Source organism: Tardiphaga sp. OK245, from assembly GCF_900108575.1.
In the GTDB taxonomy this organism is placed as follows: domain Bacteria; phylum Pseudomonadota; class Alphaproteobacteria; order Rhizobiales; family Xanthobacteraceae; genus Tardiphaga; species Tardiphaga robiniae.
In genome coordinates this window covers 1,087,149-1,100,636 of record NZ_FNWZ01000003.1, presented here as the reverse complement: position 1 = coordinate 1,100,636, position 13,488 = coordinate 1,087,149, and the positions used below count along the sequence as shown (strand labels likewise).

Below are 13,488 nucleotides of genomic sequence, written 5' to 3'. Positions count from 1 at the left end.
GGGGAGGGGGATTCCTCCGATGAGTTTCAACGCGTTTCTGTTTCAGGCGCTGAACGGCCTGTCTGCCGCCTCCGGCCTGTTCTTCGTGGCTGCCGGGTTGTCGCTGATCTTTGGCGTCACCCGGATCGTCAATATCGCTCACGGGTCCCTCTATATGATCGGGACCTATATCGCCTACAGCATCGCCACCAAGGTCGGCGGTGCCGTCGGCTTCTGGGGCGGCATTGTTCTGACCGCATTGCTGGTGGCCCTGATCGGCGCTGCGATCGAGATCCTTCTGCTGCGGCGGATTTATCGCGCGCCTGAGCTGTTTCAATTGCTCGCCACTTTCGCGCTGGTGCTCGTTATCAACGACGCGACGCTGTGGATCTGGGGTCCTGAGGATCTGCTTGGCCCGCGCGCGCCAGGCCTGACCGGGTCCATCGAGGTGCTCGGCCGCCGGCTGCCCACTTACGATATCTTCCTGATTTTCGTCGGCCCGTTCGTGCTGTGGATGCTGCATCTGGCGCTGGCCAAGACCCGCTTCGGTCGCTTGATGCGCGCGGCGACGCAGGACCGCGAAATGGTCGGCGCGCTTGGCGTCAACCAGGCCATGCTGTTCACGGGCGTGTTCGCGCTCGGCGCTTTGCTCGCTGGCCTTGGCGGCGCGCTGCAGATTGCGCGCGAGCCGGCAACGCTGGCGACCGACCTGATCGTGATCGGCGACGCCTTCGTCGTCGTCGTGGTCGGTGGCATGGGTTCGATCTCCGGCGCCTATCTCGCGGCGGTCATCATCGCCGAGGTCAAGGCGTTGTGCATCGGCCTCGGCGTGGTCAATTTCGGCGGCTTCACGGTGAACTTCTCCAAACTGACGCTGGTGGCGGAATTTCTCGTGATGGCTGCGGTATTGATCGCACGGCCATACGGCTTGCTCGGTCGGGAGCAGGTGGCTGTGCGCAGCGTGGCTGAGCCCGAAGAGCCGCTGCGTCCTGCGACACCGGCCACGAAGATCGCGGGCCTCATCCTTCTTGTCGTTCTCGTGTGCCTGCCACTGATCGCCAAGAACTCGCCCTATACGCTCGTGCTCGGCATCGACGTGTTGATTGCCGTGCTGTTTGCAACCAGCCTGCATTTCATCATGGGGCCGGGTGGCATGCATTCCTTCGGCCATGCGGCCTATTTCGGCCTCGGTGCTTACGGCGCAGCGCTGCTGGTGAAATGGTTTGCTGCGCCGATGGGGCTCGCACTGGCAGCCGCGCCAGTGCTGGCGCTGGTCGGCGCGCTGCTGTTCGGCTGGTTCGCGGTGCGACTGTCCGGTGTCTATCTGGCGATGCTTACGCTCGCCTTTGCCCAGATCGTATGGGCGGCCGTGTTCCAGTGGGAGACGCTGACCGGTGGCTCCAACGGCGTGCTCGGGGTGTGGCCGTCGGCGCCATTCGACAGCCGTGGAGCATTCTATTTCCTGACACTCGCACTGGCTGCGCTCGGGGTGTTGCTGCTCCGCAAATTCCTGTTCGCGCCATTTGGTTACGCGATGCGGGCAGGGCGTGACTCTCCCTTGCGCGCTGAAGCGATCGGTCTCGACGTTAAGCGCGTACACTGGCTCGCTTTCGCCATTGCCGGTGCAGTTTGCGGCATTGCCGGTGGGCTGTTCGCTTTCGCCAAGGGGTCGATCTCGCCGGAGACCATCGGCGTGAGCCGGTCGATCGACGGCCTGGTGATGGTGCTGCTGGGCGGCATTCAGACGCTGACCGGCCCAATCGTCGGTGCCTCGGTCTATGCGGTGCTGCAGGACTTCATGATGCGTTCGACGGAATACTGGCGTGCATTGCTTGGCGGCATCATCCTGCTGCTGGTGCTGGCGTTCCCGAGTGGCATCGTCGGCGGCTTCGTCAAGCTGATCTCGCGACGAAAGACAACATCGAAGGCCGCTTCATGAGCGACCTCGCCATTCGTTCGCTCTCGAAATCCTTCGGCGGCGTCCGTGCCGTCAACGAAGTGTCGTTCGACATCAAGCGCGGCGAGTTTCTTGCGCTGATCGGCCCGAATGGCGCCGGCAAGTCGACCTGCTTCAACATGATCAACGGCCAGCTGCCGCCGGATTCCGGCGAGATCTGGTTCGAGGGGGCGAAGCTCAACGGCAAGAAGCCACGCGATATCTGGCGCCTTGGTATCGGTCGTACCTTTCAGGTCGCCGCCACCTTCAACTCGATGACGGTCATCGAGAATGTGCAGATGGCGCTGATCTCCCACGCCAATCAGGTCTACCGACTGTGGAAGCCGGCATCCTCTCTGCATCGCGAGCGTGCGCTGGAGCTGCTGGCCCAGGTCGGCATGCAGGATGCCGCTGATCGGCCGAGCCGCGAGCTGGCTTATGGCGACGTCAAGCGCGTCGAACTGGCGATTGCGCTCGCCAACGATCCACGGCTGCTGCTGATGGACGAGCCGACCGCCGGCATGGCGCCCAAGGAGCGTAACGATCTGATCGCGCTGGTGAAACGCCTGGTGATCGAGAAGGGCATCTCCGTGCTGTTCACCGAACATTCGATGGATGTGGTTTTTGCCTTCGCTGATCGCATCATCGTGTTGGCGCGGGGCCGGCTGATCGCCGACGGCGATGCGAAGTCGATCCGCGACAATCCGCAGGTGAGGGAAGTGTATTTCGGCACCGGCAAGACCTTCCAGAAATCGGAGGCACATTGATGAGCGCCCCGATGCTCTCGGTCGAAAATCTCGGTGCGTCTTACGGAGCCGCGCAGATCCTCTATGACCTCTGCCTGAATGTCGGGCGCGGCGAAGTCGTCGCACTGATGGGCCGCAACGGTGCCGGCAAGACCACGACCATGAAAGCCATCATGGGCCTGATGGCGCAGTCTACCGGCAAGATCCGGTTCGATGGCCACGATATCTCCGGCCGGCAGCCTTACGAGATCGCGCGGCTCGGCCTCGGTTTCACGCCGGAAGACCGTCGTATCTTCTCCGATCTGACGGTGCTGGAAAATCTCGATATCGGCCGCCAGCCGCCACGCAAGTTCAGTGACGGCGTGCCGGCGCCGGTCTGGACCGAAGAGAAGTTGCTGGCACTGTTCCCGAACTTGGGCGAAATGCCGAACCGGCCGGGTGGCCGGATGAGCGGCGGCGAGCAGCAGATGCTCACAGTGGCGCGGACGCTGATGGGCAACCCGCTGCTGATCCTGCTGGACGAGCCGTCCGAGGGCGTCGCCCCCCTGATCGTCGAGTTGATGGCCAATACCATTCTCGAGCTCAAGAAGGCCGGGGTGTCGATTCTGCTCTCGGAGCAGAACGTGCATTTCGCCGAACTGGTCTCGGACAGGGCCTATGTCCTCGAAAAGGGCCAGATCCAATGGAATGGCACGATGGCCGAGCTTGCGGAGAATATTGACATTCAACGCGCTTATTTGACGGTGTAACGACCAAAACTTCAACTGTCGCGGCAACCGAAGATCGTTCATAACTAGCAAGAGATCATCGGGGACGACATGGCGCAGAAACCGACCAAGCTGAAGGCCCTTCCGACCGCGGAGACGCCGCCGGACTATGTCCTCGACTCCCAGGTCGGCTTCCTGATGCGCGTGGCGATGCAGCGCCACACCTCCATCTTCATGTCCAACATGATCGAGGATCTGACCCAGACGCAATTCGCCGTGCTGGCGAAGCTGCATGAGGTCGGCCCGAGTTCACAGAACCATCTGGGGCGGCTGGTCTATCTCGATGCCGCGACCATCAAGGGGGTTGTCGATCGGCTGGGTCTGCGCGGCTTCATCACCACCGGCAGCGATCCCACGGATCGCCGTCGCCGTGCGGTATCGCTGACCGAGAAGGGCGCCCGTGTGGTCGATGCGGCAATCCGCGTCGCAGCGGAGGTCAGCGCCAAGACGCTGCGACCGTTGACGGCCGAAGAGCAGCGCACGCTGACGCGGTTGCTGAAGAAGATCACGTAGCGCGCGAACCTCTCAGCCGTCGTCCCCGCGCAGGCGAGGACCCATACATGCTGGAGATATAGTAGAAGCGAGATGGGAGCGGTTCCGGCGTTTCTTTTGCGTTGACGGTGGTTATGGGTCCCCGCCTGCGCGGGGACGACGGCCATGACTAACGACGTTCCCTCAGCAGCGCCTTGATCCGCTGCGGCGAGACCGGCAGCTGCGTGATAGCCCCGGGTTGGCCGAGCGCGTCGTCGATCGCCGCTGCAATCGCTGCGCCGACGGCATTGGTGCCGCCTTCGCCGGCGCCCTTGAGCCCCATCGGGTTGAGCGGGCTCGGCGCATCCTCGGAAATGATCACTTCGACATCAGGTACTTCGCGGGCCGTCGGCATCAAATAGTCGGCGAAGGTTACCGCCAGCGGTTCGCCGCGGTCGTCATAGGTGAACTCTTCATAAAGCGCACCACCGATGCCTTGGGCAACGCCACCAACGATTTGGCCATCGACCAGCATCGGGTTGATCGCTTTGCCGATGTCATAGGCGACAAGATACCGCTCGACGCTGATGCCGCCTGTATCGCGCGCCAGCGAGACGACGGCGATATGGACGCCGTATGGGTAGGTCATATGCTTGGATTCGAACGATGCTTCGGCGAACAGGCCCGGTTCGCTATCACCAACCAGATTGCCTCCCGGTTCCAGCGCCTTTGCGATCTCGGCGAGCGTCATCGATGGGCCAGTACCGCCATCAAGGCGGACAATCTCGCCATCGACGATATCGAGTTGATCGGCCGTCAACTGCATCAATTCAGCTGCGGCCGCGAGAGCCTTGTCGCGCAGCTTCAGCGCGGCTTGCCGCGTCGCTTCGCCCGTCATCACGGAGACGCGTGAGGCGAAGGCGCCGAGGCCTCTGGCGATACGGTTGGTCTGGCCGTGGATCACGCTGACATTGTCATAGCTGGCGCCGAGTTTCTCTGCGCAAATCTGAGCGATGACAGTTTCGACGCCCTGGCCGACCGAAGCGGCGCCGGTGACGACTTCCACGAGCCCGTCGGTCCCGACATTGATCCGCACATCGTCGAATGGGCCAAGACCGCTTTTCTCGACGAACATGGCGACACCGGAGCCGACCAGTTCGCCTGCCTTGCGCCGCGATGTAATCTGCGTCTGCAGGTCGTCCCAGCCGATGCCATCCAGCGCCTTGTCCAGCAACTTCGGATAGTCGCCTGAATCCAGCACGATGTCGGTGCCGAGCGTTTCCAATGCGCGCGTGACCGGCATCTCGCTGGTCGCGATGAGGTTACGGCGGCGGACCTCGACGCCGCTGATCCCCACTTTGGCCGCGACCGCATCCAGCAAGCGTTCGCGCACGAAGGTGCTCTCATAGCGGCCGGGCGCGCGATAGGTGCCGCCAGGCGTCTTGTTGGTCAGGCGGATATGGCCGAGGACGCGATAGGCGGGAATGCGATAGGGGCCGGGCAGCATCGCAGCGGCGAGGTCGGGCACGGTGGCGGCATGCGTGCGCATATAGCCGCCCTGATCGTGGAAGAACTCGTTGTCGATGGCCAGAATATTGCCGTCGCGATCGATCGCCGCGCGGATGTGATGGGTCTGCTGCCGCGAGTGATTGGCCGCGATCAGATGCTCGCGGCGATCCTCGATCCATTTCACGGGGCGGCCGAGGCGCAGCGCGGCCAGACACACCAGCACGTCCTCTGGATACATCTCGCCACGAATGCCGAAGCCGCCGCCGACATGGCCTTCGAACAGGTTGGTGTTTTCGGCAGTGCGGCCAAACATTTTCGCAAGCTGGTCGCGATTCCAGTGCGGGACCTTTGCCGCGCCGTACATTTCCAGCATGTCGGTCTCGGCGATATAGCGGCCGATGGCGCCGCGCGTCTCCAGGGGAACGCCGGAATGACGGCCGATAGAGAGCGAAAGGCTGACTACGGCATGCGCATTGGCGAACGCTCCATCGACGTCGCCATAACCTTTCTCGATCAGCGCGGTCTCGGTCGGTAGTCCGTCGCGGAACTCACCGATCTCGCCATCGGCCTGCAGGATCACCGGCAGTTCTTCTATCTCGACCTCGACATGCTCGGCGGCATCTTCGGCAAGATAGGGGTCTTCGGCGAACACGACGGCGACGGGATCGCCGACATAGCGCACCTTGTCCTTGGCCAGAATGGTCTGGCGATAGGCGGCGAGTTGCTCCAGCCGCGTCAGACGGAAATCAATCGGTGGAATCTCGGAGACATCGGCAAAGCTCCAGGCGGCGACCACGCCCGGAATCGCCAGAGCCGGCGCGAGATCGACCGAGACGATATTGCCGTGCGCGTAGTTCGAGCGCACCACACGCATATAGAGTTGGTTCGGGAAGTTGATATCGGCGGCAAACTTGCCCTGGCCGCGCAGCAGCGGGCCGTCTTCCTTGCGAGTGACGGATTGGCCAACCAGTCCCGGTTTGGCGGCAGCAGTCACGACTGGCGCATCTCCACCGCGGCGGCGCGGACCGCCTTGATGATGTTCTGATAGCCGGTGCAGCGGCACAGGTTCGACGACAGCACGTCGACCAGATCATGGTCGGAAATATCCGGCTCGCGCTCCAGCACGCCGACGGCGAGCATCAGGAAGCCGGGTGTGCAGAAACCGCATTGCAGCCCGTGGTTCTCCATGAAGGCGCGCTGCATCGGGTGCATCTCGTCGCCATCGGCGAGGCCTTCGACGGTGCGGATCTGCTTGCCGTCCGCCTGCTGCGCGAACATCAGGCAGGAGCGCACCGGTTCGCCATTCACGAGCACGGTGCACGCGCCGCAGACGCCGTGCTCGCAGCCGATATGCGTGCCGGTCTGGCCACAGTCCTCGCGGATCGCGTCGGCGAGGGTCCGGCGCGACTCCACGCGAATGGCGTGGGACTGACCGTTGATGATGAGGGTGATATCGGTCTTGTCGCTCATGCAAGTTTTCCGTTGCTTGGCAATTTTCCGCTGCTGCGCAGGGCCGCACGAATGCGCTGCGGCGTTGCCGGCATTTCATCGATGGAGATTCCGAACGACGAAAGCGCATCATTGATCGCCGAGATCACCGCTGCCGGCGCGCCGATGGCGCCGCCTTCGCCGAGGCCCTTGGCCTTGGTGATGGAGTTACCGGTCAGGGTCTCGACGTGATGCAGCTCGATTTCGGGAATTTCGTGCGTTGTCGGCGGCAGGAAATCCGCCAGCGTGCTGGTCAGGATGTTTCCGGTCTCGTCATAGATGATCTCTTCCAGCAGCGCGTTGCCGATGCCCTGCGCGACGCCGCCATGCACCTGGCCGTCGGCGATCATCGGATTGATGATCAGCCCGGCATCCTCCGCGACCAGAAACTTCTCCATCTCGACGCGGCCGGTCTCGATATCGACTTCGACAATCGCGACATGGCAGGCATTGGAGAAGGTGCCCGACGGATCGTAGGTGCCGGTCTCGGTGAGGCCCGGTTCGATCTCGCCCTTGAAGATGTGGGTCTGGTGATAGGCCGCACGCGCCATCGACGCGATGGTGACGGAGCGATCGGTCCCGATGACATGCGCCGAGCCGGACTGCAGCGTGATGTCTTCGGGCGCGGCTTCAAGGAAATGGCTCGCCATCTTCAGCAGTTTGGCGCGGATCTTTTGCGCGGCCAGCAGGCTGGCGCCGCCCGACAGCACCAACGAACGGCTGGCAAATGTGCCCCAACCATAGGGCGAGCGATCGGTGTCGCCGTGAACCACCTTGATGAACTCCGGATCGATGCCGATCTCGTCGGCGATGATCTGCGCCAGTGATGTGCGCAGTCCCTGGCCATGCGGCGACGAGCCGATCCGTGCTTCGACGAAGCCCGAGGGATCGATGGTGAGATACACCGTCTCGAAGCCCGGCGTGATCTCCATGCCACGTGCCGCGAAAGCCGGGCTGCCGTAGCCGGTGCGCTCGGAGAAGGTGGCAAAGCCGATCCCGAGATAGCGGCCGGCATCGCGCGCGATCTTCTGGCGCTTGCGGAATGCGTCGAGGTCGATGGCCTTGATGGCCATCTCCATGGTTTCCTTGTAGCTGCCGTCGTCGAAGACGAGACCGGTCGCTGATGTATAGGGAAATTTGTCGATGAGGTTTCGGCGACGCAGTTCGGTCGGCTCTATGCCGAAGGCTGCGGCAGCCTTGTCCATCAAGCGTTCGAGCACGAAGGTGATGACCGGCCGCGAGACGCCGCGATAGGGCGCCATCGGACAGGTATTGGTCATCACGCCGCGCGAGCGACAATCATAGGCGCGGACGTCATAGGGGCCGGGGAGTTCGGCCAGCGCCATCAAGGGTTCGACGCCGCAGGTCGTGGGAAAGCAGGAATAGGCGCCGATATTGGCGACGATATCGCCACGCAAAGCGAGCAGCTTGCCGCTCTTGTCGAACGCGCCTTCGAGCTGCACATGCTGGTCGCGGCTGTGGAAGCTCGCAATCAGGTTCTCGCGGCGATCCTCGGTCCAGGCCACGGAGCTGCGCAATTTGCGCGCCAGCCAGACCAGCAGCACATATTCCGGCGCCAGCGACATCTTCTGTCCGAAGCCGCCGCCGACATCGGGGGCCACCACGCGCAGGTCGGATTCCGGAATGCCGAGGATGTCGCAAACCGCCGTGCGCGTCAGATGCGGCATCTGGGTGGTGCAGGTCAGCGTCACCCGCCCGGTCGATCCGTCATAGGAGGCATGACCTGCGCGGGCCTCCATCGGCGTCGCATTCTGACGGTGCGAGCGCGCTTCAACGTGCAGCACCTTGTGTGCGGTCTTCCAAACATCCTCGAAGCCGGGTGTCGCGATGCGACCTTCGACGATGACGTTGTGCTTGGTGTCGGCGTGAACCAGCGGAGCATCTTCGGCAAGCGCATCCATCGCATCGATCAGCGGTGCGCCTTCGGATATTGCGACCTCGACTTGATCGGCGATGTCCTCCGCCTGATCCTTGCTCGGCGCGTAGACGGCCGCGATGGACTCACCTGTGAACCGCACCACGCCATCGGCAAGGATCGGCTGACCGACCGCGACATAATTGAACTTGCTCAGCATCGGCCGGATCGGCTTCAGCTTCGCGAGGTCCTTGGCCGTGACGATGCCTGCGCCCTCCGGTGCCGTAATATTCTCGATCGTTCCGGCAGCCACGCTGCTGCGGACGAAGCGCACCCAGTGCGTGGCCGGCATATCCGCCGTGAAGCGGCCGCGGCCGGTGACGAGGGCGGGATCCTCGAGCCGGCGGATCGAGCGCCCAACCCAGGTCGTGCCGGTGCCCTTGGTGTGGATCGTCATTGCGTCGACCGCTCCAGCGCGCGGCGCGTCACGGCGCGGACCAGATCGCAGCGATATTCCGCAGTGGTCTGGATATCCTCCAGCGGCTCGATTGCATTGGCCGCGGCTTCACCGGCGGCGACGAACAGGTCCGGCGAGGGCGCGTTACCGTTCAAGACATCTTCGGCTTCGAGAATGCGTCGCGCGCGATCCTCGGCACCGCCGATGCCGACATGCGCATCGGCGATCACGCCATCAACAAGGCGATAGGTAACGAGTGCGGCAGACATCGCAAAATCGCCCGCACGGCGGCTGAATTCGTAGAAGCCGAATTTGGTATCGTCGGGTAGCAGCGGCAACCGCGCTTCGGCGAGGAACTCATCCTCGGCCAGCGATGTCGACATGATGCCTTCGAGGAAATCGGTGACGGGCACGATGCGTTCGCCGCGCACACTTTTCACCACTAGATTGGCGTCCAGCGTTGCCGCGACGAGGCACCACTCCGATGCAGGATCGGCATGGGCGAGGCTGCCGCAAAATGTGCCGCGCATCCGGATCGGATAATGCGCGATGTGGCTGACGACGAAAGCGAGGAGCTTACCAAGCGGACCGTCGATGACAGGCTTGTGGAACGCGCCGTGGCGCACCCGCGCGCCAATCGAGAGATAGTTGCCGTCGACAGCGAGGCGGTCGAGCCCTTCGACCTCATTGATATCGATCAAGTGTGCTGGCCGCGCCATGCGGAACGCCATGATCGGCACCAGGCTCTGGCCGCCCGCCAGAATGCGGCCATCGAGCGGCGCAAACTCGGCCAATGCACTCACAACTTCATCCACGGTGCGTGGGACGTGTCGCGTGAACGGCGCCGGCTTCATATGGAAAAACCCCGGGCAGGAGGGCCAAAATTCACTTGTATGCTAACAATCGTCTTTTGGAAGTCAATCAGTGTCGCTGACGCAAAACGGGGCGTTCGCCGCCTGCGTTTTGATCACACGGGGATAGCTGAATTTGCCGAGTCGAGCGCGCTAAGTTTCAGGCGATATCGCGCTGCAGCGCGAAGTCATCCAGCAATGGCGAGCGTTTGCCCGCGATCATCCCGCCGATCAGTTGCGCTGCGAGATAACTGAAGGTGATGCCGTTCCCGCCATAACCATAGGCGGCATAGAGATGCGGATGGCCGGGCACGGGTCCGATCAGCGGCAGCCCATCGCGCGTGGTGTCGAAAGTGCCGGCCCAGCGATAGTCGATGGCAAGTTCGGCGCGTGGCCAGAGCGATGCGAGCTTCTCCTTCAGCGCACGTGCCTTGGCAGGGATCAGGGCATCGCGTGCATCGGGATCGATGATCTCGTCGCTGTCTTCGCCGCCGATGATGATGCGGCCGGATGCGGTGGTTCGGGCGTAGAGATAATCCTTGCTGTCTTCCCAGATCAGTACGCCGTCGCGCCAGAGTCTGTCCGGCTGCGGCTTCGTCGCGATCGCCCAGCTCGAAGAGGGTTTCTGTACCGTTGTGTGCACGATATCGGGCATCACGTAGCCGGTGGCCAGCACGACGTGGCGGGCCTCGATGGTGTGGCCGTCAGTCAATTGAACGCCGACGGCGTGGCCTGCGGAGTCGAACGCGGCCGTCTCCGCCTCGAATAATCGCGCGCCGCGCGCCGTCGCGACATTCAGCAGCCCCAGTGCCAGTTGCAACGGATCGGAATCTGCCGAGTCCGGCGAGATGATGGCACCCGCCCGGGCAATGTCGTATTCGGACAGGAGGGTCTTGTGATCGAGGAGTGTGCCGGGCAGGCCGGCGCGCGCGCGAAGCGCGTGCTCGTCGATCAGCCCTTTGGCACTCTCGCCTGCGGCAAGATAGAGCGAGTCCTTCGCGCGCATGTCGCATCGCAGGTTGAGCGTCCGGACCAGCGCCTTCAATCCATGGACGGCGTCATAGCTGGCGCGATAGGCACGCGCGGCGCGCTCATAGCCATAGAGGTGTGTCAGCTCCTGCAGCGAACGATCGATCTCCCACAGCAGCATCGACGTGCTCGCTACTGTACTGCCGCGCCCAGGCAATTCGCGATCGACGATGACCACATCCAGTCCCTGCCGCGTCAGTTGCTCGGCCATCAAGGCGCCGGTGATGCCGCCGCCGACGATCAGGGCATCGCAGGTGATGTCTTCGGTGAGGGGCTGACGGGGCGCATGCTGCAGGCCGGCAAACCACGGCGAACGTCCGCCGCGCAAATCAGCATGCTCGGTGGTATCGGGATCGAGATCGGAAATGGGGCACCATGAGGCTGGGGAAGGAAGGCGCTGTCCGCGCCTCGTACTGAAGTCACGTGACAATTTCCCGGGTCCTGTTCCGTTCCCCGAGGGAGCGCGCGGGCGCGCAGACTGCTCCAGATTCTCGCAGGCCACAGCGCGGTCCCGAGCCGCCTTCTCTATGACCTTGGATCAGAGATAAGTGATTTCAATGGGTTAGATACCCGTAGCAAGATCGCCGCGGTGACGTTAAACAGGCGCCAAACCAAACCAGACGATGTGAGCCGGACCAACCGGGGCTTTACCGCTCCAGCGTGGTTTCTATCTCATTCATTGCTCAAAGGACGCCGCGACCGTGACCATGAACAGCCTGCCTTTGCCGCAGCTTTCCCTCCCGAAAGACAAGATCAAAATCCTTCTGCTCGAAGGCGTGAACGACAGCGCGGTCGAGCTGATCGAGGCGGCGGGCTATTCGAGCGTGACGCGGCTCTCCAAGGCGCTCGGTGGCAATGAGCTGAAGGAAGCACTCAAGGGCGTACACATTCTCGGTATTCGGTCGCGCACGCAGATCACCCAGGACGTGCTCGATGCCGCGGACCGGCTGATCGCGATCGGCTGCTTCAGCGTCGGCACCAATCAGGTGGATATCGACGCGGCGCGCCGCAGCGGCATTCCCGTGTTCAACGCGCCGTTCTCGAATACGCGCTCGGTTGCCGAGCTCGTGATCGGCGAGATCGTCATGCTGTTCCGCCGGATCATCTCGCGCTCCAATCTGGCGCATGAAGGCGGTTGGGAGAAATCCGCCAATAACAGCTATGAGGTGCGCGGCAAGACGCTTGGCATCGTCGGTTACGGCAGCATCGGCTCGCAGCTTTCGAACCTGGCGGAAGCGCTGGGCATGCGCGTGATTTTCTACGATCACACCGATCGATTGCGTCACGGCAACACCGAACCTGTTGGAAGCCTGCAGGAACTGCTGGCGCAGAGCGATGTGGTCAGCATGCATGTGCCGGAGACACCGGCCACGCAGGGGATGATCGGTCGCGACGAGTTCGCCGCCATGAAGGACGGCGCCTATTTCATCAACAACAGCCGCGGCACGGTGGTCGATCTCGATGCGCTCGCCGATGCACTGCGCCAGGGCAAACTGCGCGGTGCGGCCGTCGACGTGTTCCCTGTCGAGCCCAGCTCCAATCAGGAGCGCTTCGTGACCCCGCTGCAGGGTCTGGAGAACGTCATCCTGACGCCGCATGTCGGCGGCTCCACCGAAGAGGCTCAGGAGCGCATCGGCGCCGAAGTCGCACGCAAACTGATCGACTACAGCGACAGCGGGTCGACTATGGGCACGGTGAACTTCCCGCAGGTGCAACTGCCGGCGCGTCCGTCAGGCACCCGGTTCATTCAGGTTCAGCGCAACGTTCCGGGCATGCTGGGACGGCTGAACGAAGTGCTGGCGCGCCATGCGGTCAACATCGCCGCGCAATATTACGAGACCAACAACGACATCGGCTATGTCGTCCTCGATGCCGATGCATCGGCGGCGGATAGCGAGCGGGTGCTGGCAGATATTCGGGCGCTCGAAGGTACGATCCGCGCGCGCTTGTTGTATGAATACAAGGACTGAGCTGTAGTTCTGCTGCACGAACGACATCGAAAGTCGATTTCTCTGCACGGGCCGCGGCGCCAGTCAGGCTGCTCGCCGCTATGAAAACAGGGCGACCATATTAGTAGACGACGGCGGCCCATCGAACCATCGCCAGAGCTCTTCACGTTCCCTTTGATTTGCGCATCTTGAGCTGCTGCAGATTGTCGTCGTAATGACAGTGACAGGAACGAAATGGTTGCGCGCAACAGTCGGCCGTGACGATGTCTGGAGCGTTCCAGAAAAGCGCAGCCTATTACGTTGCCGCGTTCAGGAAAAGCATGGCTCGCTGACGAGAGCGCTGCGTCTATCTTCCTGCCAAATTTCAACGGCACTGATTTTGAGTCTTTCAAAGCACCTTTAGAATCTTTCCAGACACGATTTCAACTGA

At 62.7% G+C, this 13,488-nt stretch carries 10 protein-coding genes; 5 read left to right on the top strand and 5 right to left on the bottom strand.

Annotation, left to right across the window (positions count from 1 at the left end; all coding sequences use genetic code 11):
- The first annotated feature begins 19 nt into the window (after positions 1 to 19).
- From BLW80_RS17800 to BLW80_RS17785, 4 genes are all read left to right on the top strand, one after another.
- Positions 20 to 1,918, top strand: a complete 1,899-nt coding sequence (locus tag BLW80_RS17800) for an ABC transporter permease (RefSeq protein WP_093758940.1) — start codon at positions 20 to 22, stop codon at positions 1,916 to 1,918.
- Complete coding sequence (locus BLW80_RS17795) at positions 1,915 to 2,682, top strand: ABC transporter ATP-binding protein (protein ID WP_093758939.1); 768 nt, start codon at positions 1,915 to 1,917, stop codon at positions 2,680 to 2,682. Before BLW80_RS17800 ends, BLW80_RS17795 begins: the two co-directional genes overlap by 4 nt.
- Entirely contained in the window at positions 2,682 to 3,410 is a 729-nt protein-coding gene (locus BLW80_RS17790) for an ABC transporter ATP-binding protein (protein ID WP_093758938.1), read from the top strand. The genes BLW80_RS17795 and BLW80_RS17790 overlap by 1 nt, the downstream gene beginning before the upstream one ends.
- A gap of 69 nt (positions 3,411 to 3,479) precedes the next feature.
- Positions 3,480 to 3,941, top strand: coding sequence for a MarR family winged helix-turn-helix transcriptional regulator (locus BLW80_RS17785; RefSeq protein ID WP_092151504.1), 462 nt, complete (start codon positions 3,480 to 3,482; stop codon positions 3,939 to 3,941).
- A 148-nt stretch (positions 3,942 to 4,089) separates the two neighbouring features.
- Here BLW80_RS17785 and BLW80_RS17780 read toward each other — a convergent pair whose 3' ends face one another.
- The 5 genes from BLW80_RS17780 to BLW80_RS17760 form a co-directional block, all read right to left on the bottom strand.
- Positions 4,090 to 6,402 (bottom strand): xanthine dehydrogenase family protein molybdopterin-binding subunit, encoded by a 2,313-nt coding sequence (locus BLW80_RS17780; protein ID WP_093758937.1) that lies wholly within the window; start codon positions 6,400 to 6,402, stop codon positions 4,090 to 4,092.
- On the bottom strand, positions 6,399 to 6,878 hold the full coding sequence (locus BLW80_RS17775; RefSeq protein WP_093758936.1) for a (2Fe-2S)-binding protein: 480 nt from the start codon (positions 6,876 to 6,878) through the stop codon (positions 6,399 to 6,401). Before BLW80_RS17775 ends, BLW80_RS17780 begins: the two co-directional genes overlap by 4 nt.
- On the bottom strand, positions 6,875 to 9,229 hold the full coding sequence (locus BLW80_RS17770) for a xanthine dehydrogenase family protein molybdopterin-binding subunit (protein WP_093758935.1): 2,355 nt from the start codon (positions 9,227 to 9,229) through the stop codon (positions 6,875 to 6,877). Before BLW80_RS17770 ends, BLW80_RS17775 begins: the two co-directional genes overlap by 4 nt.
- Entirely contained in the window at positions 9,226 to 10,083 is an 858-nt protein-coding gene (locus BLW80_RS17765) for an FAD binding domain-containing protein (RefSeq protein ID WP_093758934.1), read from the bottom strand. Before BLW80_RS17765 ends, BLW80_RS17770 begins: the two co-directional genes overlap by 4 nt.
- Positions 10,084 to 10,240: 157 nt before the next feature.
- Positions 10,241 to 11,437, bottom strand: coding sequence for an NAD(P)/FAD-dependent oxidoreductase (locus BLW80_RS17760; RefSeq protein ID WP_244528286.1), 1,197 nt, complete (start codon positions 11,435 to 11,437; stop codon positions 10,241 to 10,243).
- Between the two features lie 379 nt (positions 11,438 to 11,816).
- Here BLW80_RS17760 and serA point away from each other — a divergent pair, with 379 nt between their 5' ends.
- Complete coding sequence (serA, locus tag BLW80_RS17755; protein ID WP_089267132.1) at positions 11,817 to 13,079, top strand: phosphoglycerate dehydrogenase; 1,263 nt, start codon at positions 11,817 to 11,819, stop codon at positions 13,077 to 13,079.
- The last annotated feature ends 409 nt before the right edge of the window (positions 13,080 to 13,488 follow it).

Excerpts from the sequence above, each read along its gene's own strand:
- BLW80_RS17800 (WP_093758940.1), top strand. The coding sequence starts at position 20 with ATGAGTTTCAACGCGTTTCTGTTTCAGGCGCTGAACGGCCTGTCTGCC.
- BLW80_RS17790 (WP_093758938.1), top strand. The coding sequence starts at position 2,682 with ATGAGCGCCCCGATGCTCTCGGTCGAAAATCTCGGTGCGTCTTACGGA.
- BLW80_RS17770 (WP_093758935.1), bottom strand. The coding sequence starts at position 9,229 with ATGACGATCCACACCAAGGGCACCGGCACGACCTGGGTTGGGCGCTCG.
- serA (WP_089267132.1), top strand. The coding sequence starts at position 11,817 with ATGAACAGCCTGCCTTTGCCGCAGCTTTCCCTCCCGAAAGACAAGATC.
- BLW80_RS17765 (WP_093758934.1), bottom strand. The coding sequence starts at position 10,083 with ATGAAGCCGGCGCCGTTCACGCGACACGTCCCACGCACCGTGGATGAA.
- BLW80_RS17775 (WP_093758936.1), bottom strand. The coding sequence starts at position 6,878 with ATGAGCGACAAGACCGATATCACCCTCATCATCAACGGTCAGTCCCAC.
- BLW80_RS17795 (WP_093758939.1), top strand. The coding sequence starts at position 1,915 with ATGAGCGACCTCGCCATTCGTTCGCTCTCGAAATCCTTCGGCGGCGTC.
- BLW80_RS17785 (WP_092151504.1), top strand. The coding sequence starts at position 3,480 with ATGGCGCAGAAACCGACCAAGCTGAAGGCCCTTCCGACCGCGGAGACG.